Origin of the sequence: Stenotrophomonas sp. TD3, from assembly GCF_001939825.1 — a bacterium.
In the GTDB taxonomy this organism is placed as follows: domain Bacteria; phylum Pseudomonadota; class Gammaproteobacteria; order Xanthomonadales; family Xanthomonadaceae; genus Stenotrophomonas.
In genome coordinates this window covers 1-22,368 of the sequence record NZ_MOYM01000001.1, presented here as the reverse complement: position 1 = coordinate 22,368, position 22,368 = coordinate 1, and the positions used below count along the sequence as shown (strand labels likewise).

The 22,368-nt window shown below is 61.2% G+C and carries 15 protein-coding genes; 13 read left to right on the top strand and 2 right to left on the bottom strand.

Annotated features, from left to right (window positions below; translation table 11 throughout):
- Positions 1-36 precede the first annotated feature (36 nt).
- The 5 genes from BKE09_RS00080 to BKE09_RS00060 all read left to right on the top strand — a co-directional run bounded on the left by BKE09_RS00080 (position 37) and on the right by BKE09_RS00060 (position 3,803).
- The gene (locus BKE09_RS00080; protein ID WP_075674489.1) at positions 37-660 is read left to right on the top strand and encodes a sigma-70 family RNA polymerase sigma factor; all 624 of its coding nucleotides are present in this window, start codon (positions 37-39) and stop codon (positions 658-660) included.
- Positions 657-1,331, top strand: a complete 675-nt coding sequence (locus tag BKE09_RS00075; RefSeq protein WP_075674488.1) for a ChrR family anti-sigma-E factor — start codon at positions 657-659, stop codon at positions 1,329-1,331. The genes BKE09_RS00080 and BKE09_RS00075 overlap by 4 nt, the downstream gene beginning before the upstream one ends.
- A gap of 73 nt (positions 1,332-1,404) precedes the next feature.
- A complete protein-coding gene (locus tag BKE09_RS00070) occupies positions 1,405-2,079 on the top strand; it encodes a hypothetical protein (protein WP_139319599.1) in 675 nt (224 codons plus the stop codon).
- Between the two features lie 58 nt (positions 2,080-2,137).
- A complete protein-coding gene (locus BKE09_RS00065; protein ID WP_075674486.1) occupies positions 2,138-3,265 on the top strand; it encodes a hypothetical protein in 1,128 nt (375 codons plus the stop codon).
- Positions 3,266-3,323: 58 nt separating this feature from the next.
- Positions 3,324-3,803: a GNAT family N-acetyltransferase gene (locus BKE09_RS00060; RefSeq protein ID WP_075674485.1), complete on the top strand. Its 480-nt coding sequence runs from the start codon at positions 3,324-3,326 to the stop codon at positions 3,801-3,803.
- 19 nt (positions 3,804-3,822) lie between these two features.
- On the opposite strand, the gene BKE09_RS00055 is transcribed toward BKE09_RS00060, so the two are convergent.
- Positions 3,823-4,671, bottom strand: a complete 849-nt coding sequence (locus tag BKE09_RS00055) for an AraC family transcriptional regulator (protein ID WP_075674484.1) — start codon at positions 4,669-4,671, stop codon at positions 3,823-3,825.
- An 89-nt stretch (positions 4,672-4,760) separates the two neighbouring features.
- On the opposite strand from BKE09_RS00055, the gene BKE09_RS00050 reads away from it, so the two are divergent.
- The 3 genes from BKE09_RS00050 (at position 4,761) to BKE09_RS00040 (ending at position 7,719) form a co-directional block, all read left to right on the top strand.
- Complete coding sequence (locus BKE09_RS00050; RefSeq protein WP_075674483.1) at positions 4,761-5,246, top strand: DUF6265 family protein; 486 nt, start codon at positions 4,761-4,763, stop codon at positions 5,244-5,246.
- Positions 5,247-5,350: 104 nt separating this feature from the next.
- Positions 5,351-6,682, top strand: coding sequence for a glycoside hydrolase family 2 (locus BKE09_RS00045; RefSeq protein WP_075674482.1), 1,332 nt, complete (start codon positions 5,351-5,353; stop codon positions 6,680-6,682).
- A 623-nt stretch (positions 6,683-7,305) separates the two neighbouring features.
- On the top strand, positions 7,306-7,719 hold the full coding sequence (locus tag BKE09_RS00040; protein WP_139319598.1) for a hypothetical protein: 414 nt from the start codon (positions 7,306-7,308) through the stop codon (positions 7,717-7,719).
- Here BKE09_RS00040 and BKE09_RS00035 read toward each other — a convergent pair.
- On the bottom strand, positions 7,716-8,690 hold the full coding sequence (locus BKE09_RS00035; protein WP_170871717.1) for a cytochrome c peroxidase: 975 nt from the start codon (positions 8,688-8,690) through the stop codon (positions 7,716-7,718). The two genes, BKE09_RS00040 and BKE09_RS00035, sit on opposite strands and share 4 nt — an antisense overlap.
- 218 nt (positions 8,691-8,908) lie before the next feature.
- Between BKE09_RS00035 and BKE09_RS00030 the strand changes: the two genes are divergently transcribed.
- From BKE09_RS00030 to BKE09_RS23470, 5 genes are all read left to right on the top strand, one after another.
- Positions 8,909-14,548, top strand: a complete 5,640-nt coding sequence (locus tag BKE09_RS00030; protein WP_083663042.1) for an IPT/TIG domain-containing protein — start codon at positions 8,909-8,911, stop codon at positions 14,546-14,548.
- Positions 14,549-14,574: 26 nt separating this feature from the next.
- Complete coding sequence (locus BKE09_RS00020) at positions 14,575-20,025, top strand: RHS repeat-associated core domain-containing protein (protein ID WP_083663041.1); 5,451 nt, start codon at positions 14,575-14,577, stop codon at positions 20,023-20,025.
- Between the two features lie 8 nt (positions 20,026-20,033).
- The gene (locus BKE09_RS00015; RefSeq protein ID WP_075674476.1) at positions 20,034-20,474 is read left to right on the top strand and encodes a hypothetical protein; all 441 of its coding nucleotides are present in this window, start codon (positions 20,034-20,036) and stop codon (positions 20,472-20,474) included.
- A gap of 422 nt (positions 20,475-20,896) precedes the next feature.
- Positions 20,897-21,247: a TraX family protein gene (locus BKE09_RS00010; protein WP_343124476.1), complete on the top strand. Its 351-nt coding sequence runs from the start codon at positions 20,897-20,899 to the stop codon at positions 21,245-21,247.
- Between the two features lie 916 nt (positions 21,248-22,163).
- Positions 22,164-22,310: a hypothetical protein gene (locus tag BKE09_RS23470; protein ID WP_170871716.1), complete on the top strand. Its 147-nt coding sequence runs from the start codon at positions 22,164-22,166 to the stop codon at positions 22,308-22,310.
- Positions 22,311-22,368 lie beyond the last annotated feature (58 nt).

Genomic DNA, 22,368 nt, shown 5'->3' with positions numbered 1-22,368 from the left:
AGAGGACAGACCTTCACCCGCCCGCCGCGAACGCCGATGTACCCTGACGCCGCCAGCCATCTCCTCAACTTCGATAGCGTACGCATCGTGTCCAGCGCCCAGCAGCCGAGCAGTGAGCCGAGGAACTGGGCCGGTGACATGGATGGCGTGGCGCGGCTTCGTGACCGCGACTGTTTCATGCGGATCTACGACTACTTCATGCCGCGGCTGTGCGTGTACCTGCGCGGCCTGGGCGTGCCTGACGCGGTAGCCGAGGAACTGGCGCAGGAGAGCCTGCTGCGGCTATGGCTGCGCGCTGCCGACTTCGATCCTGCGCAGGGCGCACTGAGTACCTGGCTGTACCGCATCGCGCGCAACCTGCATATCGATCGCATACGGCGCGAACGCAGCTGGATGCAGGTGCAGGCGGCGGTGGAGGACGCTGCGACGGTGGATGTGGTTGAGCGCAGCAGCGCCGAGCAGTTCGCTGACCAGGCACGGCTGCGCCAGCGCATCAACGAGCTGCCCGCGGTGCAGGCGCGGTTGGTGCGCATGTCCTATTTCGAAGCCAAGAGCCACAGCGAGATCGCCGAGGCACTCGGCATGCCGCTGGGGACGGTCAAATCACACCTGCGGCGTGCGTTCCTGCAGTTGCAGTCGAAAGTGGGAGGTGCGCTGTGAATCCGCATCACCACCTGCATGAATCCACCTTGATGAGCTATGCCGCCGGCGCGCTGCCGGCGCCGTTGAGCATCGTGGCCGGCGCCCACCTGGAGCAGTGCCCGCATTGCCGGCAGCGCCTGCGCGAGGCCGAGGCGATCGGCTCCGCACTGCTGGAGCAGACGCAGCCAGCCACGGCCGATCTGCGCCGCGAGCAGTTGCGCGAGGCCATGTTGATGCAGCTGGCTGCGGAAATGCCGATTGCCATGGCCGAAACCGCGCGTCCCGTGCCGAAGGAGCGGCCCGAGGCCGACCCGGACCATCTGCCTGCCTCGCTGCACCCTTACTTTGGTGCTTCACTCAGTGGGCTGCGCTGGCGCTGGATGGCGCCGGGCGTGCACTGCATCCGTGCCGAGCAGATGCCTTCGCTGATCATGCTGAAGATCGCCCCGGGCAAATGCCTGCCCATGCACAGCCATGGCCGCAGCGAACTGACCCAGATCCTGCGAGGTTCCTACAACGATGCGCTGGGGCTGTTTGCGCCGGGCGACGTGGCGGACCTGGATGAAGAAGTGGAGCATCAGCCGGTGACGGCGCCGGGCGTGCCGTGCATCTGCGTGTCGGCGCTGGATGCACCACTGGTGTTCAGTGGCTGGCTGGCGCGGAAGATCCAGCGGTTCGTGAAGCTCTAGGGGTAGGGCGGTGCAGGGATGATCGCCCTGCAGCTGGGCTATTCTTGCGGGAACGGACGGGCCAGGGGACGGCATGGAAAATCGACGCGGAGCGTTTCAGGCAAACCTGTGGCCCGGACGGAACGATGCAGGGTGGGGCAGTCGGCACGGCCTGCTGATGTTGGCTGCACTGTTCCTGTCGGCCTGTAGCGAGCCAGTGGTCGAGCGGCCGATGAATGCTCTGGTCGGGCCCTATCTGGCACGCCCAGGTGTTGATCCTGTGGGAGACAATGCCGTTGTCGTGCATCTGTCGTTGCGCGATGGCAGGGTGATAGAGGGGCCGGGTCGAGGCGCCGGGACGCCGTGGACGCACATTCGCCTGCTGGTGCGGGTCGGCTCGACGCTTCCCGCCGCGGCTGGCATTGGCGGCAACGCCGACATCAGGCGCGAGGGCGGCGGCTTTGTGCGCATCATTGCGGCTGGCCGTCCTTCCGGCGGCGGCATCCTGAGTTTCGAGGGTCCCTGTGGCCACCGGGTGCTGGCCAGGCAGATGTCGGGCGATTCGATCCGGCGTGGAAACTACCTGGCTGAAATGCAGATGGATGGCGTGTTCCTGCAGTACCTGTATGGCGCGGAGAACCGGGCTGACCATCGTCGGTATGCCACTTGGGTGTACGACTGGTTCACCGCGAGGCAGGGTCATTGCGCGAATGGTGACGCGTGGCCTGTTGTGGAGAGGGATTCGAAAAGGCACCGGCTCGTTGAGTGAGGTCACCATGGGGCCGCAGTCGCGACGGAATGAGGTTCACATTGCAGAAGGAGACGCCATGTCGAATGTTGTTGCGGACGGACAGAGCATGGGGACGGTTGTTTCTGAAGAGGCGTTGCAGAGGGAAGGCGAGGACAGCTTCCTCATTCTTATGAGAGGCCTTGCAGAGCGGGCCAGGAAGAGCTTCAAGCGGGATAATCTGAGCTTGATGCAGGTGCAACTCACCCGCGGGTCCGGGAGAAGGAATGCATTTGCGTACGCACGCCCCAACGGGCAGCGCGATAGATACCTTGTGCAGGTGACCGGGGAGCTTCTCGATCAGATCAGAACACTGTCGGGCCAGGCGCCCAAGGTCGCGGAGATGATCTGCGCGCATGCGGCTGAGGCGGAGGCGGAGGACTTCCGCGTGCTATGGGGCGATCTGCCAACGGATGAAGCGCATTTTGAAGCATTCGGAGAGCTGCTTGCGACCGCTGCGCTGGCGGTTCTGATGAACCATGAGCTGGCACATATCGCGTTCCAGCACCAGGTGGTTCTAGCAGGCTCGCAAGGGCCTGACAGTTTGCAGAATCAGGCGGTCGAACTTGACGCAGACATGCATGCACTTGATTGGACACGCATCTATCTGGAGGAATTCGCTGAAAAGATATCAAGTGGGCAACACGAGTGCGACCCGCAGATTGCTGCTGTATGCAGGAATTTTGTCGAGGTTGAAGCTGGAAGGCGATTCTTGCTGGTTGCCTCGGCCTGGTTGATGCTCCTCTCGTTCTCGCCCTCGGGCCTGGACGTGAAAACAATGGACAAGGGGACTCATCCGCGATTGCCGATCCGGATGTGCACGCTGCTTCACGCAGAGGCGATGATCGCTACGCGCAGGCGCATGGGACAGGAGCAGGCGCGCCAGGTGTCGGCCTCGGTGTTCGCGCTTCTGGCGTACACGGGTGTGGCCGGGGCAGAGAGCATCCTGAAGGAGCTTTCGCAGGGAACTGTCGCTGGCGGTAAGCGTGAGTCTCTTCACCAGGCCGCGAGGGATTGGGGCATCTACCAGACGCTTGGCCAGCGGGATGCTGTTCAAGGCTATTTGCAGCAGCTCGTGCAGGCGCGCGCAGGCATGGACAAGAAGATCAACCAGGAGAAGGTCTGCGGGGACGAGGCCGTTCTGCGCTGGTTCGTCGAGGCCGGATGATCCGACAGGTTCTGATAGTGTTCACGGAGGCCACCACCGCATTGCTGCAGGGAATCCCATGGAGATTCGACCCGCCACCGAAAGCGACTTCGACGCCATGTGGGGCATCTTCAAAGCCGCCATTGCTTCCGAGGATGCGCTGCCTTTCGCGGGTGCATTCCAGGCCGATACCTTCCGGAGCCATTGGTTCGGGGGCCAGGCAGCCCACGTCGCTGTTCAGGAGAGCCGCGTAGTCGGGATGTACAAGATGGGCGCCAACTTCCCGGACCTGGGCGCGCACGTGGCCAGTGCCACCTACGTGGTCGATCCTCTGGCGCAAGGGCGTGGCATCGGGCGGGCGCTGGTGCAGCACAGCCTGGATCGGGCCAGGTCGGAGGGATTCCTGGCCATGCAGTTCAACTACGTGGTCAGTACCAATGCACCTGCGGTTGCGCTGTACCGGACGCTGGGCTTCGCGGTGGTCGGGACGTTGCCGGCGGCGTTCCGGCATCGGGCGCTGGGGTTGGTTGATGTGTATGTGATGCACCGGTTCCTGTAGGACGACGCAGGGCCGGGGCTCACGGTGAGTGGGCGACACTGCTTCCGCGCACGAAGGCCGCTGCCAGCCGCAGTGCATCGTCGCTGCCGCGATCACCGCGCAGGGCATTCACCAGCTTGCCTGGCGTGACGCCGGTCCATCGCACCAGGTCATGCGTGGCATGGGCCTGGTCGCTGTAACCGTGGCGTGCCGCAGCGGAGGCGATGCTGGTGGCTTCTCCATCCAGCGTGTGCAACAGAGCCTGCAGCCTGCATACACGGGCATATTCTTTCGGGGTCATGCCCACGGTCGCCAGAAAACGCGACTGCAAGCCACGCAGTGATATGCCCAGCCGCCGCGCCAGTTCGGCGATGCGCAGGTCGCCTTCTGCTGCATCCAGTTCGGCAACGGCCTGTTCGATGCGCTCGTCCAGAGTGAAGCAGGCACAACATTCCCGCAGCACCTGCCAGAGGGGCTCGGGCGTACCGCTGGCGGCGCTTGCCCGTGCGGCCGCGCTGAAGGCCTCGGCAAAAGAGGTATCCAGCGTGTACAGATCCGGCGCCTGGTCGCGAAGCCCGGGTAGGTGGACGCCGGCAATCAAGGCACTCGCCGCCGGCTGCAGCCGCACGCCGATGCAGAACACCGGGCCGACGGCCCGCAGACGAATCGGGCCGCATTGCTGTGCGGCGAAACAGAACGGCAGATCGGAACGGATCCGGCCGTCTGCCCCATGCAGATGCATCGGCACCCCCAGTTCCGCCAGCAATTCGCAGCGGCCATCGGGATAGATGACCTGCACGTCATGGCCGGGGGCTTCGTCCCGCAGCCACCAGAGGCACTGGACATGACGGCGCAGGTCGTCGGGGGCAGGGTGCTCGCGGTAGTCCATGCGGCATCGGATGCCATCCTGCGCATTTTTACAAGCGCCCCCGGGGCTGCCGCGCTAGCCTGCGTCCAAGCCATCCAGGAGGTCAGGGCATGTTGAAGTCGACGTTGGTGGTGCTGGGTGCAGGGCTGGCGTTGGGAAGCAGTGCCGTCACGGCTGCACCGGCCAGGTTCGACTGGCTGGCCGGGCACTGGTGTGGCGGTACCGAGGAGCGCGGGCTTGAAGAGGTGTGGCTGCCCGAGGCCGGCGGCGCGTTGCTTGGCATGTCACGTACGTTGAGCCAGGGCGGCATGGCGTCATTCGAGTACATGCGCCTGGTGCCGGCAGGCAAGGCGGCCGGCTTGCATGTGCAGCCCAACGGCGTGGCGCCGACCACATTCGTCATTGCCGACCACGGCGAGAACTGGGTGGTGTTCGAGAACCCCCAGCATGACTTCCCGAACCGCATCGAGTACCGGCGCGATGGCGCCGAGCTGAAAGCCAGCATTTCCGGTCCGGGGGAGGATGGGAAGATCCTGCGGATTCCATTCGACTATCGGCGCTGCGGTGATCAGGGGGAGGTGGGGCAGGGGCGGTGAGCGGTCCGCCCCCCGATTGTGCTGGTGACGCTGTCGGTCCATCCTCTCGAGCGCAAACCTGCTCTCACTTGGCGGCAGGCGTTCGACCTCACAGAGGACCCGTAATGACTGCGGCGGCCAGATTCCAGTTCCTCGCACCATCGGCGCAACGCACGCTCGTGACAGGCATCCTGGCGCTCAGCTTGGTGGCCTGGGTGTGTACTGCCGCCGTCCTTGCCATCGGCGGTCGGCCTGATCCATCCAGGCTCCGCGCTGTGGCACCCCTGATTGACGGACCATGGAAATTTCAGGTCGGTGACGATCCGCGCTGGGCGGGTATCGCGTTGGATGATTCGTCCTGGGAAATACTCGATCTGAGCGCGCCGGCCAGCAGCATCGACGGCGACGTGGGGTTGCCCAACTATGTCGGCGGATGGATGGCATACGGTCATTCCGGGTACCAGGGATATGCCTGGTACCGGCGCTCGCTTGTGATTCCAGAGGGCGACCGCGCGTGGGACATCCTCGGGCCTACCGCCGTGGAGGATGGCTACGAGCTGTACTGGAACGGCAAGCGCCTGGGCGGCTCAGGCAGGCTAGGGGAGCCGCCTCGTGTCGTGGGTACGCGACCGATGATCTTTTCGCTGCCCGCCGACGCCGCAGGCACGCAGGGCGTGATCGCCATAAGAGTATTCATGCAGCCCGGCAGCGTTGCCGGCCCTGCGAGCGGCGGCATCCACGTAGCCCCGACACTTGCCCCGCAGCCAGAAAGCCGTGAGCTGTATCGCGTGCTATGGTGGCGTACCGTCGCGGGCTACATTGTTGAAGTCGTCGAGCCGCTTGCGATGGCCATGGTGATCGTGTTGGCGCTGTCGCTAAGGCCGCTCAGCAGCCATCAGTCGTTCATCGCCTTTGTTTGCGTCGCGCTTCTGCTCTCTGCCGTGAAGCGGCTCGATAACGCGATCGTCTCCTGGACGGATCTGCTCAGTCTTCCTGCTTACACATGGTTGAACAATGTGCTCTGGATGCCGCTCAGCCTGGCGGCATGGGTGCTGGCGTGGAATCGCTGGGTGCTGCCACCTTCGCGGGCGATCGATGCTGGCGCCCTTGTTCTGGCAGCGCTGGGGGTTGCGGGAGGCGTTATGGGGGCTGCCTGGGGTACTCAGGTCTTTCGCCTCGGCACACTCGCGCTGCTTGTGCTTGTCGCCGCGCGGATAGCCCGCAATGGGCCAATGCGCGGCATGGCGCTGACCGTGCTGTTGGTGATTACCGTATCGCAGTACACGAGCGAGCTCGGTTCGCTGGGGGTTCCAACGATCTGGTTCCCGTTCGGCATTGGCGTGACGCTGACCCAGTATGTGTATGGAATCGCGATCCCGTTGCTGGCGGTGTTGATTGTGCGCACGGTCACGAGGGCTGAACGCCGGTTGCAGCGGCCAGCAGTGTGGCCAAATTGATCTGTTGCACGCTCGGAGTTTGAAGAATTTCAACTTGTTGATTTGTAAGGACGGGGTCCTCGAAATGCGCCAAGATGGCGCACGGATCACTGTGGGCAAGTTGGACATTGAACAACCCTGGGTTGTGACTTTGGTGAATTGCCAATGCAGGGCTCTCAAGTTGGGGCAATGCCAATGAAGGGTCAGGTAACTCCTCAGTCGGAATGGCTCTAGCCTTGTTGCGCGCTATGCAAGTGACACATCCAGTTCTGGGTTGTCTCCCCAGTTCAAGATCGCAATTGGTGTGGGTGACCGGTAGCGCTCGGGGGTCCTGTGCCATTCACGTTCAAGGTCAGCACAGAGCATCCCTTCCGCGTATCCCCGTGCAAGCAGTGCCATATGAGGGCCCCTCCAGAGCAGCTGCTGATGGTGCGGTAGAAGATTCGTCGGCTTACCATCGATAATGGCTGGCGCTGCGGCCAGGGAGGCGCGGACTAGCGGCCGGCCGTTTCGGTTAGAACCGACGTGAGCCGAGAGGCGGTGTGCGGAACTTAACTCGCGCATGACCTGCTTGCGGTGCCATACTGCAGCCAGCTCAGTCATGGAAAGGCGTGGTGCTTATGAAGGCAAGGACTCTCCCCGTGATGCTCTTCGTGCTGTCAGCGGCAGCCGCCTGCGGAAAGGGGGGGCCATCACAGGAACTGGCGGCGATCAGCCCCATTTCGCTGCAGTCCCTGGCGATTGATAGCGGGGATGCGCACGGCTCGGTACGCACACGACCCTTCACCGTGCAGGACAATCTGACCGTCGATGTCGTGCTGAATGCAGTGCCGCCGGAGAGCACCGGCCAACTCCAGGCGCGTTTCATCAACCTGGCCACAGGCCAGGTAGCGTCCTCTGCATCCGAGGTTGTCACCACCAAGGAAGCTAGATTGACACTTGCTCCAACGAGCGCGCGGGAGTGGGAGCCGGGTCGGTATCTTCTCGAAGTCAGTGTCGGCGACACTTTGCTGACCACGCGTGACATTGATATCAACGAGCCCGCGCCTGCCCACTAATTCTCGGTGGACAGGGCGCGCAGGAAGGCGGTCAGTTGCGCCTGCTCAGTAACCGTCAGATTCACGGCGCGGCCTCGCCCCAGGCTGCGGTAGTAGATTTCACGCTCTACCGCCTTGTCGAGGGTTGTCACGCTCCCGTCATGCATGTACGGCGCTGTGCGTGCGACGTTACGCAGACTGGGAGTGCGGAACGCACCGAGATCAGGCGGTCTCCGAGTCACTGCAAAGCGACCAAGCTCCGCAATCTCCCGCTCGGACAGCACAAGTTCGCCCAAGGGCTGCCCCGTGCGCGTGGACTGTTCCAGCCGCCCCAGCAATGCAGTTACGTCCCCGGCGATCTGCTCAAACCCAACGCCGGCGTGATGGAACCTTTGATCGGTCAACGCGACCGGATCTCCAGCAAGCAGGTGGCATTCCGTACAGGCTGCCTTGCCAGCAAACAGTGCAAGACCAGCGCGCTCATCCATGCTTAGAAGTGAAGGTTCACCGATGCTGCGGTCGTAGCGTGTCGGTTGCCGTGGCAAAGATCGCAAGTACTGCGTAAGGCCCCCGGCGATGTCTGATTGATCCAGAGGGCGACCCTTCGCAAAGCGCGCGTAGCGCTCCTGGGTGTTGATCTGTTTGAGCAACGCGGCTTCGTCAGGCAATCCCATCTCCCTGGGATTGGTGAATGCCTGCAGTGCCACCACCTTGAGTTCGCTTTCCCGGCCGTCCCAGAACAACGTGGAGTAGGCAGTTGCATCAGAGAGGTCTGGGGCGTTTCGTGTGCCGGGCACGCCACGGACGCCGATTGAAACACCCTGGCCATCTGTGAATGACTTCGAGGGAACGTGGCAGTTCGCACAGCTGATGGTTCCATCGGCACTCAAGCTTTGATCGAAGAACAGCTCCCGCCCCAAGGCGATTGAGGTCGCGTCCCCGTTGGTGTCGGAGCTGGGCGGGGAGAGCCCGCATCCCGTAAGTCCGCTCATGGTTAAAAATATGACGGATGTCACAAGAATGTTTTGAAGTATTCCACTCAACGCCGTGCGCTCCATCGCCCTTAATGTCGTTACTTGACACGCCCTTGGAAATTATGCAACTACTATTGAAGCTGTGGAACTGCCAATGGAAGGCATGCCGGGCCACGCAAGCGGGCTCACGTGCTGTTGTTGAACAACATGTGCACTAGCAGACGGGACCAAGGGATATGGACGTTCCGCAATACCGCGTTTCACGACGTGCTAGCTGGCTCTATGCGCTTCTCGGAGCGCGCAGCGTTGGACACAGTGCTGTGCGCCGTATCGGGCTGCGCATTGTTGGCTTCGTTGCCCTGCTGCTGGGAAGCGAATCGACTTTGGCTGCCGAATACGTGTACGACGCCAACGGTCGCCTTATCGCAGTGACCAATAGCGCCGGCGACACGGCGCGTTATCATTACGACACGCTGGGTAACATAAAGCGGGTTGAACGCCTGGCATCTGGCGCGCTCGCCATATTTGATTTCGCGCCACGTCACGGCGGCGCAGGAGACCGGGTCACGCTGAAAGGACGGGGATTCAGCGCTGCACCGGCGCAGAACACCGTTCACTTCAATGGAGTGCCTGCCAGCGTCATCGCCGCCAGTGGAGGCAGCCTGACAGTCACCGTTCCCTCGGCGGCCACCACTGGCGTGCTGACCGTCACCGTGGGTGCGCAGACGGCAAGCAGTGACGTGCCATTCGTCGTTGATGCACAACCTCGCGCCCCGCTCATCACCGCAGTCAGCCCTCACATCACCACAGCCGGGGCCGCGCTGACCATCAGCGGGCAGTCATTGCTCCCGCTCGCCGGGCAGACCAGTGCGCGCCTCGGCATGGCCCCACTGTCCCTGGAACAGGCTAGCAACACCGCACTTCAGGCCCAGGTTCCAAGTGGCGCGAGCAGCGGCAGAATCCGGGTCACCACTCCGTATGGAAGCGCAGTGAGTACGGACGACGTACTCGTTGTACCGCCGGGAATCGACGAGTCGACGATTGGCGCTGTGAAACGACTGGCTGTCGATGGCCAACTCAACGATCTTTCGACGACTGCAGCCGGTCAAGGCGTTGCCATCCTGTTCGATGCGCAGGGCGGAGACTACATCAGCGCCCAATTTTCCGCACTGGCCAGCGAGCTCAACTTTGCTCTCTATGGAGTCGGCAACAAACGCCTGGCCTCAGGCACAGTCTCGGCCAACTCGCCAAGTTTCCACATGCCTGCATTGAAGTCTGCTGGCACTCACCTGTTGGTGCTGACTCCCAAGGCGGGGCCACTGGCATGGAAGCTGCAGCTGGAGCGGTCCGTCGTCCTGGATGTTGATGGCGCGCTGCAGGAGGTAAGTACGAGCGTTGCAGCACAGAGTCGTCGACTGGTGTTCGACGCTCGCAAGGGAGTGCCGTTGGGGCTGGGTTTGGCGGAGAAGACCGGTCCTCCAGCGTGGGGTTCGGCAACAGTGACTGTGCAGGGGCCTGATGGAGGGCAGGCTGGATTCCAGCAGTGCACGCAGGCCAACAACGGATGCAGCCTCAATCTCTCGGCCCTGAGTACGGGCAGGCACGCAATTCTGATAGCACCTGCAGCGTCAGGCACTCGCCTGTTGGCATTCCAGGCGGCGTTGTCCACTGACTCGCAGCACACTTTGGCGCGCGCCACGCCGTTGCCCATTTCCCTTTTGCGCCCTGGGCAGGATGCAAGGCTTAGCTTCACCGGAACGGCAGGTGAGGTGCTTGGACTCTTGGTTGCCGGTCAGACGACCCTGCCCGCAGGTCGCAATGTCTACTACCGGGTTCACCATCCAGATGGAACCCTCTGGAAGTCCCTCGCCGTAGCAAGTGGAATGGTAATGAACCTGGCCCTTCCAGCCACCGGCACCTATGACGTCGTGATCGATGCTGGATACGGGGAAACAGTTGCAACGGAGGTACTGTTGAGCGCCGGCGAGGGAAGTCCCGTCATTGATGGCGCCACTTCAACTCACGCACTTTCGCGGGCAGGGGAGGCTGCATATTTCCAGATCAACGCATCCCAAGGGGATTCTCTGGGCCTTGGTATCAGCAACCTGATCATCGCGAACGGAAGCGGCGTGGTTGTGAATGTGTATCGTCCCAATGGCGTCCTGTTGGCCAACACAACCTGTCACCTGACGAACTCCGGTTGCGATCTCAACCTGTCGTCGCTGGAAGCGGGCGTTCATGGCGTGGAAGTCGTGCCCCTGGATTCAACCCAGACCATGACCTTCAACGCAACCGTGTCCCGCGATCTTGTGGTGAACATGACACGTGGCGCACCAACTGCTCTGGTCTTGCCACGCCACGGCCAGAATGCACGCCTGGTCTTTCCAGCATCTGCCAGCGAAGTGATCGCTCTCAAGATCACAGCGCAAACCACAGAACCAATGGGGGCAGGCGTGTACTTCCGGGCGCTTCGTCCGGATGGCACGACCATCGCTTCCGGCTACGCTGCGGGCGAGAAAACCCTGTTGATAGACACCAATGTCGCCGGCACGTACCAGGTCTTTGTTGACCCGGAACACGGTGCAACTACGACGTCTACGCTGACCCTGGAAGCGGGCATTCTGGGTGAAATGGAGCAGGACGGCAGCATAGGGGAATATCAAAGCGCTGCAGGCAAGGACGTGTCCTTCACCATCAATGCGGTGGCAGGAAAGCACCTTGGCTTTGGCGTCAGTCATCTGAGCGTCAACAATGGCACGCACGTCCGGATATATGCCTACACGCCAAGCGGCGCCAGTGTGGACAACGAAACATATTGCTATGTGAACAATGGCGGTTGCGACGTACAACTTTACAACCCTGTGAGTGGAGCCTACAGCATCGTCATGCGCCCGGTGGGTACGACTCAGACGATGAAGTTCCGGGCTACGCTTTCGTCAGCGCTGCGCTCCACTCTTTCGCGGGATGTACCATTCAATCTGAGCCTGGATCGGCGTGGCCAGGATGCCTTGCTGGCGTTCAGCGGCATGGCTGGTGAGACCGTGGCCTTCCAGATCTCGGGTCAATCCACCGTACCTGCAGCCAGGACGGTTGCTTATCGGGTCTATAAGCCCAGCGACCGTAGGGCGGGCTATCACATCGCCAGCATTCTTCCGGAAACCGGCGGGGCAGTGAATATTCGCCTGCCTGAGAGTGGCGAGTACTGGGTATACGCTGATCCTCAATTTGGAGCAGCCGCGAGTGCCAGGGTCACACTGTCCACCGGCACCACCAGTGGCATGGTACTGGATGGTGCGGCGGCGGCCTTTGCCGCAGATCAGCCCGCGCAATCCGCACATTACAGCTTCACTGCGGCGGCAGGCCAGCACCTTGGCTTTGCCGTCAGTGACCTGGCGGTTTCTGATGGCACGCATGTCCGGATATACGCCTATGCACCCAACGGGGACAGCTTCCAGGACGATTCGTATTGCTATGTCGAGCGGGGCGGTTGTGACATCGACATCTTCAATCCGGTTCCGGGGACCTATAGCGTGGTGCTGGTGCCATCCGTGCCAGGGCAGCGCATGCAATTTACGGCGACGCTGTCCAGTAGTGCACCGGGTGAACTGATTCGTGACAGCCCAAGCCAGATGACGCTTTCACGTCGCGGCCAGGACGGGGTGCTCACCTTCAATGGCACTCAGGGTGAGACCGTGGCACTGCAGGTGGCAGGCCAAGCAACCGCACCCGTTGGCAACAGCGTGCGTTACCGCATCTACAAGCCGAGTGATCGAAGGTCCGGATACTTCTTCGGCTCGATCACGCCACTTGCCGGCGGTTCGTTGAACATGTCGCTGCCAGAGACCGGCACGTACTGGGTATGGGCCGATCCTGACAATGGCGCAACCGCCAGCGCACAGGTCACGCTTTCCTCGGGGACCACTAGTGGTCTGTCCCAGAGCGGCGGATCAGTACCTGTGGAAACCATCCTTCCCGGCCAGACGGTCTACTTCAGATTCAATGCCGTTGCTGGCCAACATCTTGGCTTCGGCCTGAGCGATCTCGTTGTAAGCAGTGGGACGCAAGTTCGGATCTACGCCTACGCACCCAATGGCAACAGCATCCAGGATGACTCGTACTGCTATGTTGCCGATGGAGGGTGTGACATCGACATCTACAACCCGACCACAGGTACTTACAGTGTCATGATCGTTCCGGAGCACGGCGACCAAGCAATGCAGTTCAACGCAACGCTTTCGTCCAGCAGGGGTGTTGCATTGGAGCGCGATGTTCCTGCCGTACTCGATCTGGCGCGTCGCGGTCAGGATGGGCTGATCACATTCAGCGGTACACAGGGGGAGAGCCTGGCCTTCCAGGTGGCCGGTCAGACGACGTTACCCGGAGATCGTCAGGTGATCTATCGGGTCTACAAGCCGAGCGATCGACGAAGCGGCTACTACATCCATTCGGTCAGTCCGCAGACCGGCGGTTCGATCAACATGGTACTGCCAGAGACGGGTACGTATTGGATCTGGGCTGATCCAGTCAAGGGTGCAACATCCCGTTCGCACGTGACGCTCTCCACAGGAACGGTCAGTGGTATGGAGCGCGATGGAGCAGTGGCTCAGTTCATTTCGGCTTATCCCGGACAGTCAGCCCATTTCCGCTTCAATGTGGCGGCTGGTCAGCACCTGGGCTTCGGGATCAGCGACTTGGCGGTCAGTAGCAACAACCATGTGCGCATCTACGCATACGCCCCCAATGGCGACAGTGCGGGCGATATCTCTTACTGCTACGTCGCTGATGGCGGCTGCGACATTGATATCTACAACCCCACCGCCGGAGCATATAGCGTCATCGTCTCGGCGACGGAGCCAGGACAGACCATGCAGTTCAAGGCAGGGTTGAGCAGCAGCATCAGCCCTGCACTCGCTCGGGACGTGCCACTGAATCTGCAATTGGATCGTCGTGGAAAGGATTCAGTAATGACCTTCACCGGCAGTGCAGGGGAGTCGGTAGCCCTGCTTGTTGCCGGGCAATCCACCACGCCATCGGCGAAGACGGTTCGATACCGGATCTACAAGCCCAGTGATCGGCGTCGCACCTACGATGTCGGCGTAATCACGCCGACATCGGGAGGGTCGATCAATCTGGTTCTGCCAGAGTCTGGAACGTACTGGGTCTGGGCAGATCCAGACAACGGTGTCACTACCAATGGGCAGGTTACCTTGTCCACTGGTGGATCGAACCCGCTGGTTGTGGATGGCCCGGACACCCAGTTTGCCTCGAGCCAACAGGGCCAGTCGGCGCATTTCAGATTCCAGGCAACGGCGGGGGGGCACCTCGGGTTCGCCATCAGTGGCCTGACCCTCAACGAAGGGAATCACGTCCGGGTGTACGCGTACTCACCCAGTGGCGCCAGCATTGCTGACACGTCGTACTGCTATGTCAGCGACGGGGGCTGCGATATCGACTTCTACAACACCGTGGCCGGGGACTACAGCATCCTGGTCCAGACAGTGGCGCCAGGACAGACGATGCAGTTCAGTGCAACGTTGTCGTCCAACGTTGGGATCGCCCTGCAACGCGGCGTTGGTGCTCCACTTGCGTTGTCGCGTCGAGGTCAAGATGGCCTGCTGACCTTTGCGGGTGCGCAGGGCGAAAAGGTCACGTTGCAGGTGGCAGGGCAGGTCACGCAACCCGCCGGAGGTCGCGTTGTCTATCAGGTCTTCAAGCCCAGTGATCGGCGCCGCGGATATGCGATAGGAACGACGGGGCCGACGACGGCCTCAAGCCTGAACCTTACGTTGCCGGAGACGGGAACGTACTGGATCCTGGTGGATCCCGATCTTGGAAGGTCGGCCAACGCGACCGTTTCCGTCTCGAACTTGCCCTGAGCGTAGCAGCGAAGAGATCAACGACTATGAAGAATGGAATCTCCACGTTCTGGGCAGTCAAGACTGGTCGACCCAAGGTGTTCGTCACTGGGTTGCTGCTGGGTGCACTGTCAATGGCTAGTTCGCTCTGGCATCTTGATGCAGGTCTCCTTCCCCCCGCGCAGGCCCGTGCGGCGGACACAAGTGCCAGTGATGTATGGCAGCCGTTGCCGGGACGGGAGCAGCGAACACAGCTCAATGATGGACGTTGGTTGACGTTGAACGCTGCTGGAACCCGGCTTCAGAAAGGGGAGGGCGGTCCGACGGGAGCGGCCAAAGTCACTGTCCTGCCGGCAGTGCGGCTCAATCCGAGCCTGACGCTGCTTCCCAGCGGTCGGGTTCTTGTCTGGGGAGGGGCCGACAAAAATGGAACCCTGTACCGTGATGGGCTCTGGTATGACCCCGCAAAGGATGAGCTCGCGCCAGCTGATGAGCTGACGCTGTCGCCACGCGCAGGTCACACGGCGACGGTGCTTACAGACGGCAGCGTGCTGTTCGCCGGCGGAGATACCGGTGTTGAGGGGATGCCTGCCGAATTGTGGAACGAGCGCAGCAACCGTACGCTCGCTCTCAGCGATGAAACCAACATCGCGCGCCGCGGGCATGCCGCGCTGCTGCTAAGTGATGGTCGGGTGCGCCTCGCCGGTGGCGTTGATCGACGTGGCACTCAGCAGAATGCTGAATTGATCTACAGCCAGCAGGATGGGCGATTCTCCAATGCGCTTGCACATCAGGACCATCAGCAGGCGGGGTTGGGGGGATCGATTCCCGCTCAAGGCAGTAGGGACGTATTGCCCTCACAGCGATTGTCAGTGCGCTTCACCCAGCCCATCAACATGGCTGACTTCTCCGCGACGTCGGTCACTCTGATTGGCCCTGGCGGATCTACCCCCATCGAGGTGATGCCGGTCGAAGGTGGTCGGCTCCTGTTTGTGTCACCGAAGCGGTCGCTGTTCCCCGCTTCACACTACACCTTGATGATCGATGGTGTGCGTACCACGGAGGGCAAGGCGCAGCCGTTGGTGGCGCTCGATTTTGGAACCGCTGCCCTCGATGCCTCGGGCGGTACGATTGATCGGGGCGGTGCCGATGTGGAGCCAGCAGGTGAGCGGGTCACTACCGGTCAGGCGGGGGACCAAGCCAACTGCGAGCAGGCCGCCAACGGCTACCTTCCTTGCCGCGCACGTGGCTTGGTCGAGAGCGGTGTCTGGTATCCGGGGCGCGACAACACCGATAACCGCTGGCGGATCTATGGTGGGGACAAGCGTGTTGAGCCTGCCGCGTACTCAGCCGCGATGGCAGCACGCTATAAGGTGACTGCCCTGCGCGGCCGGGTGGTTCGAGTGGACCAGATGCCGGTTGCAAACGTGGAGGTCAGCGTCGGCAGTATCTCGACCCGGACCAATGCTGACGGCTGGTTCGCGTTGTTTGACCTGCCCAAGGGCCATCAGGAATTGTACGTCGACGGAAGCAGCGCAAATGTCGGTGATGATCAGTATGGGCAGTTCGTAGTTGGCGTAGAGGTCAAGGCTGGGCAGCTGAACGAGCTGCCGTACCTGATGCATCTGCCCAAGATCAGTGCACGCGACAAGGTGCGAATTGCCTCACCGCTGAAGCAGGACCTGATTGTCAGCCATCCAGACATCCCTGGGCTGGAACTGCACATCCCCAAAGGCACGGTCATCCATGATCGCAAGGGGCGGCTGGTAAATGAGATTGCCATCGTTCCGACGCCGGTCAACAGGGCGCCGTTCCCGGTGATGGAAAACCACCCCATGGCGTTTACGGTGGAGCCCGGCGCTGCCCAGGTGCGAGGCCTGGATCCCAATGCCCGCAATGGTATCCGCGTCTACTACCCGAACTACGACAGCTACAAGAAGGGCACCGAAGCCGACTTCTGGATCTACGATCCGACAGATGGTTGGCGGGTGTATGGGCGCGGTACGGTCTCCAATGATGGGCGCCACTTTGTGCCCGAGCAGGGCGTGGCCCTGCACGAGACGATGGGGGGAATGTACAGCGTCCCGGGTGACAACGGAGCCAGTGAGCTTGGATTGGCCCCTGACAACTCCGGTCAATGTGGGTGCAGCGGTGACGCGGCGGTGGCGGGCGACCCGATTGATCTGAAGACCGGTGAGTTCACGCACGCGGAAACCGATATAGCCATCGATGATGTCGTGCCCATCACTGTGGGGCGCAATTACCGACCAAACGACCTCAAGCGGGGCGTCTTTGGCATCGGCATGTCGTGGAACTGGGGCTACACCCTCAATCGTCCCAATACTGCCAATTACGACGTGCTGGAGTTGGTGCAGCCCAATGGCTCGGCACTTCGGTTCGACAGAATCTCCGGCACTGGCAATCAGGGGGAGTGGCGCCAAGCCGGTTCCAATACACGCTTCGCCGGCGCACTGATAAAGACGGTCTACGATTCAGACCCTACACAGCCCTGGGGACGCGCGTTCCTGCTTACGCTTCGTGATGGCTCACGCATGCAGTTCTCAAGCTGGAACGACATCCGTGTGCGCTGGATTGAGGACCGCCACGGTAATCGGACGTCTCTTCTCTACAACGCAGGCCTGGTGTCGGAAATCATCTCGCCCAGCGGGCGTTCCGTGACCATTGCCTACGACGGCAGCAATCGCATCAAATCACTGCGGGACCACACCGGTAGGGAATGGTCCTATACCTACGACAGCAATGGGCTGCTCTCAAGGGCAACCTATCCAGATGCCACCTCCCGTCAATACACCTTCCAGACCCGCATACAGAACGGGAGTGTCGTACAGCACCGTATTGAATCGATCACCAACCAGCGCGGGCATCGCCTGCTACTGAATCAGTTCGAGGTGGTCAACGGTGTTTCGACTAGTCGGGTGATCAAGCAGATTCAGGCCGATGGCGGCGAGATCAGCGTGAACTACGCTCATGTCGACAATGGTGTGACCGGCACCCTGGTTACCGAGGTTGACGGCAGCAAGCGCAGGATCGTATTCGCCCAGGGGACGCCGTACCCGGCATCGGAAACGTTTGCCTATGGGACCGCCGATGCGCAGACCTTCACCTACGAGCGCAACAGCAATGGTCAGCTGATTCGTAGCACAGATCCGTTGGGGCGGAAGACGGAGTACACCTACAACAACGATGGCCAAACCACGCAGATCACCGCACTGGCCGGCACCAGCAAAGCGCGCACGGTCAGCATGGCGTACAACGCCGATGGTGATTTGACGACCATCACTGATCCATTGAACCGCGTGACTAAGCTGGGCTACCAGAACCGTTGCCTCAGTTCGGTAACCGATCCACTCAACCGTACTGCGACTTACCGCTGCAATGCAGCAGGTCAGATGGTAAGCGCCACCGATCCGCTGCAAAGGACTCTGCAGCTCCATTACGACGGGTACGATCTTGTCGGCGTCACCGATCCTCTAGGCCGACGTACCAGCTATCGCTTTGATTCCCTGGGCCGTTTGATAGCGACCGAAGATCCGCAGGGCAGTGTCGTGCGCCGCGAGTACGACATCATGGGGCGTGTCAGGAAGCTGCTGGATGCGCACGGAGCGGGGGTTGAGTACGGCTACGACGCCAACGGAAATGTTGATGCTGTGCTGCTGCCCAACGGCAACGGCATCACCTACACCTATGACGGTCGCGATCGCCCGCTGACGCGAACGGATGCCTCGGGCAAGGTGGAGCAGTGGACCTATGACCTGTCCGATCGCGTCACCAGCTACACCGATCGGATGCAGCGCAGCGTCACCAACACGTATGACGTGCTGGGACGACCGAAGACAACCACCTTCCCTGACGGGTCCACAGCTACTTATTCCTACGATGCCGGAAATCGAATCCGCACGCTCACCGATACTGGTGCAGTCGGTGCACTGAGCTGGGACTACGATGAATCTGACGCGCTGATCGCCGAGTCCAGCGCGCAGGGATCAGTGGGATATGCCCATGACGCCGTGGGGCGCCGCACGGAAATGCGTGCGGCGGCACAGGCCAAAGTCAGCTACGCCTATGACGCGGCTGACCGCCTTCGTCAGCTTGATCAGGGCATGGAATCGGTCCAGTTCACCTATGACGGTGCTGACCGCCTGAGCAGCCTGACGCTGCCCAACGGCATCGAAGTCGCGCATAGCTATGACGCCGGGAACCAGCTCACAGGCCTGGCGTGGCAGAAACCTGGTCAACAGGCGATCGGCACCTTGGGCTTCGGATATGACAGCAACGGCCAGATCATCAACCAAAGCGGTAGTTTTGCCAGTCAGAACCTGCCTGCCGCGACTACGGGCGCGAGCAGCTTCGATGATGCCAACCGCCAGCTGACGCACAATGGCCGCACGCTGAGCTACGACGACAACGGCAATCTCACAAGCGATGGCGTCCGCAGCTACGTGTGGAACGTGCGCAACCAACTGGTGGAGATACGGGAAGGGGCCAGCATCCTGGCCACATTCGGCTATGACCCGCTGGGCCGACGCGTCGTTCGTACCGAAGGAAGTACCACCACTCAATACCTGTATGACGGTCAGAATGCCGTACAGGAGACAGTCGGAAGCACAGTCAACCCGATACTGACCGGCCTCGGCGTTGATCAGCGCTTCGCACGCAATGACTCGGGCGGGCGGGCCTACTATCTAACCGACCACTTGGGCAGTACGCGTGGCCTGACCAATGGGGCCGGCGAGCTGCTGCAACGCTACGACTACACGCCCTATGGGCAGTTGCAGGCTTCTGCAGGGAGCGCCACCAACCCCTACCGCTACACAGGGCGGGAACAGGACGAAAGCGGGCTCTACTACTATCGGGCGCGCTACTACAGCCCGGACATGGGCCGGTTCATCAGTGAAGATTCCTATGGCTTCGCGTCAGGCGATGTGAACTTCTACGCGTACGCTCTAGGCAATCCGATCAGCTACAACGATCCTTCAGGACACATCGCTTGGTTTGTTGTGCTGCCGCTGATATGGGCGGGGATAGAGATTGCCCTATCCGTGTACGACGCCTATGACACCGGAAGGACTCTGCTCGACCCCTGCGAGACCACCGAAGCCAAGGTGATCGCCGCCGTAGGATTCGGTATCGGGCTCGTCGCTCCTGGTGGTGGATACGGCGCGGGATCAAAGAAGGTCTATCAGTACGCCCTCCGGGCCAGGGCCGACGGCTGGTATCCTGTGATGACCAGAGGCAGCAAAGCTCCCACTGCCCAGGTTTGGCTGTCAGAGGGCGACGTGTGGAAGTTTGGCACCACCCAGAACCCTAGAACACGGTATTCGCAGAATTATTTGGACGGAATTGGGACCGGCGGCGTGGACTATCACCCTGAGTTTGGAGGGACAAAGGCGGAGTCACTCATGCTTGAGCAAATGAAGATTGATAACTTCCGTCATCAGACAGGTCAGCTTCCGCCAGGAAATAAGATCAGAAGGTAGGGATTGCGATGAAGTTGAGCTTTACTGCAGACTGCAATTGGGAAGCCAAGGTGGGTCGAATTAAAAGCCATTACGTTGAGCATGCTGCGGAATTTGCCGACAAAAAGTATGGCGAAGAAGTGGTAAGTGTGGCCTTGCTGTTCATGTGTCGAGACCCTGAGCTTGGCTTCAGTCGCAGGGTGCAGTTCCGCAGGAAGAAGGCGGAGTTTTACACGGATGTCATGCTGGATTTGCCGACAATAGTTCCGCTTTCGATGAAGGAAAAGATGCGATACGTTTCCCGGGAGCTACTTGAGCAGCTTTCGGAGCAGCTCAACAAAGTGAAGTTCAAAGATTTTGATAAGGCTCGTTTTATTGGCGACCTGGAGATTTGGCTGAAGGGCATCGAAAGCCGGTATGACGGCCAGACGTCGGGCGCGTGGCGCTATGATCCAGGTGAGGGGGCGTAGTTGCGTAGCATGTCTTTCCTTGAGCCATTACTGCCCTGGCAGAGGTCGAGTCGGTATCGCCGCCCACGCGGCCCGGCTGAGTACGGCACGGATTGCCGGTGATCAAGCAGATTTCGCAAGAGTCGAGGTGACGATCAGGAGGAGGCGAACCTCTTCCTTTAGGTTGGCCCAGCTTCGTGGAAGAGGCGGGTTCGGAGTGGTGGAGGGTGCCACCTGAGATCGAGCCGGCATTGCGCCGGCCCGCGGCACCTCAGAAGCTTAGGGTGGGGTGGTGGTCGATGCTTTTGCTTAGGGCTGTGCTATCCGAACGCCACGCTCAACTCAGGCGGATGGCTCGTGTGCAAAGCCCTGGGCGAGCACCGCCAGTCTCACTCGTAGTTCCAAATCCGCGTTGCTCACCAGTTGCGGGCTGGAATGGCTGAATTTGCCCAAGAGCTCATCTACGAAGCTCAAGTAGTTGGGGTGAATCACTCGATAGCGCCCAAGCGTGGCTGGACTACGCGTGGCCGGGCGTGTGGCTCGTAATGGCTGGCTGGTGCTGGTACAAGGGGCAGGGTGGTCAACCATGGCTGGTGTGGGGATGCATGGGCCTGTTGTGCGCTTACAACGGCAACGCGTGGGCGTTGCTCGCCATTCCGGTGCTGCGGCTGGGCCACCTCAACGTTGCTGTCCCGCGTTCCGGTAAGGTCTTCTATGGCTACTACATCGCCCATCTGGCGGTGTTGGCTGGTGTGGTAGCCTTCGCGGGAGGTAGTACAGCCTTATTGGGGTAGGGTATGGATATCCGAGTCGTCTTTCTTGTCGTATTGCTCGCGCTTTCGCCAGCTGCCACCGCGCAGCTTCAGTCGGCTACCGGACCGAGACCTAAGCCACTGGCGGCTGCCCCCAAGGCTGCTCATAACTCGATGTCCAAGACAACGACGCCGTTTAACTGTCAAGAGTTGGCGTGGCCGAATCACCCACACCCAGGAATGAAGGCGTATTGCGAGCGCCTTGAGGCTCGCACGCTCTCAGATGAGGCGCATCGTGCCGGTCGCCCCGGTCCGTCCGACAGCGTGGTCGCACTTCCGTCGCTCGGCTCCGAAGCGTCCAAACGCTCTGGGTTCGCCTGCATTGGTGGTCAAGCTTTCCGTAAGCTTCCCAATGGCTGGGCGCAGGTGTCTTCGCCTGCCGGCGGCTGGCAGCGCTGCCGGGAGCAATGATCCGGGGTGTAGGGGCAGCGCCCCTACGGATGCGCCTCACACGCGCTGGCGGCGTTTCGGCCCCGGTACCGGCAGGACACCTGCAGGTGGCTCGGCGTCACGGCCGGCGATCACCACTGGAGACCGCCTTTTACGGTTGGCCATCAGGGTGCTGATGGTGACAACTTCAGCGCGGCCGTATTCCAATTGCGATTTGGAAGCCCTTGTGCCGCAAGGCTTCCGATTGCCGTGGGACACTTAAACGAAAAACCGGCCCAAGGGCCGGTCAGTTTCCGATCACGCACGATCAGGCTCCATGCCAGAGTAGGTGCCGGGGCAGCGGCAAGAGCCGTGCGAGCCAGTCCGGATCCTATTGAACATAATATACATTATGCGAAATGCTGTATCGGTCGGTGGTTGGCTTTGTTGGCTCCGCGTGGCAATGGCTGGGCCTCTGGCTTGGCTCTTGCCTGCAACCTGGCACCCCGGCCAAGGATGAGATCGCGGCATGATTGAGTTCGACCCCCACCACCGTATCGACTTGACCGGCCCTTGGGCCGGTTTTTCTTTCCTCGGTGATCGCCTGATCAGAGGGTTGGCAGGGAATCGTTACGAACACGGCCAGATTTTCGCTAACCGATTGATGGATTGGTGAATTCTACCCTCGGCCGCCCTTCCAGGGTCGGCCCTCCCCAGGGAGCTGTGGCACCATT

Bases quoted from the DNA above. Each gene is read 5' to 3' on its own strand.
- BKE09_RS00080 (WP_075674489.1), top strand. From the start codon at position 37: ATGTACCCTGACGCCGCCAGCCATCTCCTCAACTTCGATAGCGTACGC.
- BKE09_RS00070 (WP_139319599.1), top strand. From the start codon at position 1,405: ATGGAAAATCGACGCGGAGCGTTTCAGGCAAACCTGTGGCCCGGACGG.
- BKE09_RS00065 (WP_075674486.1), top strand. From the start codon at position 2,138: ATGTCGAATGTTGTTGCGGACGGACAGAGCATGGGGACGGTTGTTTCT.
- BKE09_RS00060 (WP_075674485.1), top strand. From the start codon at position 3,324: ATGGAGATTCGACCCGCCACCGAAAGCGACTTCGACGCCATGTGGGGC.
- BKE09_RS00055 (WP_075674484.1), bottom strand. From the start codon at position 4,671: ATGGACTACCGCGAGCACCCTGCCCCCGACGACCTGCGCCGTCATGTC.
- BKE09_RS00050 (WP_075674483.1), top strand. From the start codon at position 4,761: ATGTTGAAGTCGACGTTGGTGGTGCTGGGTGCAGGGCTGGCGTTGGGA.
- BKE09_RS00045 (WP_075674482.1), top strand. From the start codon at position 5,351: ATGACTGCGGCGGCCAGATTCCAGTTCCTCGCACCATCGGCGCAACGC.
- BKE09_RS00040 (WP_139319598.1), top strand. From the start codon at position 7,306: ATGCTCTTCGTGCTGTCAGCGGCAGCCGCCTGCGGAAAGGGGGGGCCA.
- BKE09_RS00035 (WP_170871717.1), bottom strand. From the start codon at position 8,690: ATGAGCGGACTTACGGGATGCGGGCTCTCCCCGCCCAGCTCCGACACC.
- BKE09_RS00030 (WP_083663042.1), top strand. From the start codon at position 8,909: ATGGACGTTCCGCAATACCGCGTTTCACGACGTGCTAGCTGGCTCTAT.
- BKE09_RS00020 (WP_083663041.1), top strand. From the start codon at position 14,575: ATGAAGAATGGAATCTCCACGTTCTGGGCAGTCAAGACTGGTCGACCC.
- BKE09_RS00015 (WP_075674476.1), top strand. From the start codon at position 20,034: ATGAAGTTGAGCTTTACTGCAGACTGCAATTGGGAAGCCAAGGTGGGT.
- BKE09_RS23470 (WP_170871716.1), top strand. From the start codon at position 22,164: ATGATTGAGTTCGACCCCCACCACCGTATCGACTTGACCGGCCCTTGG.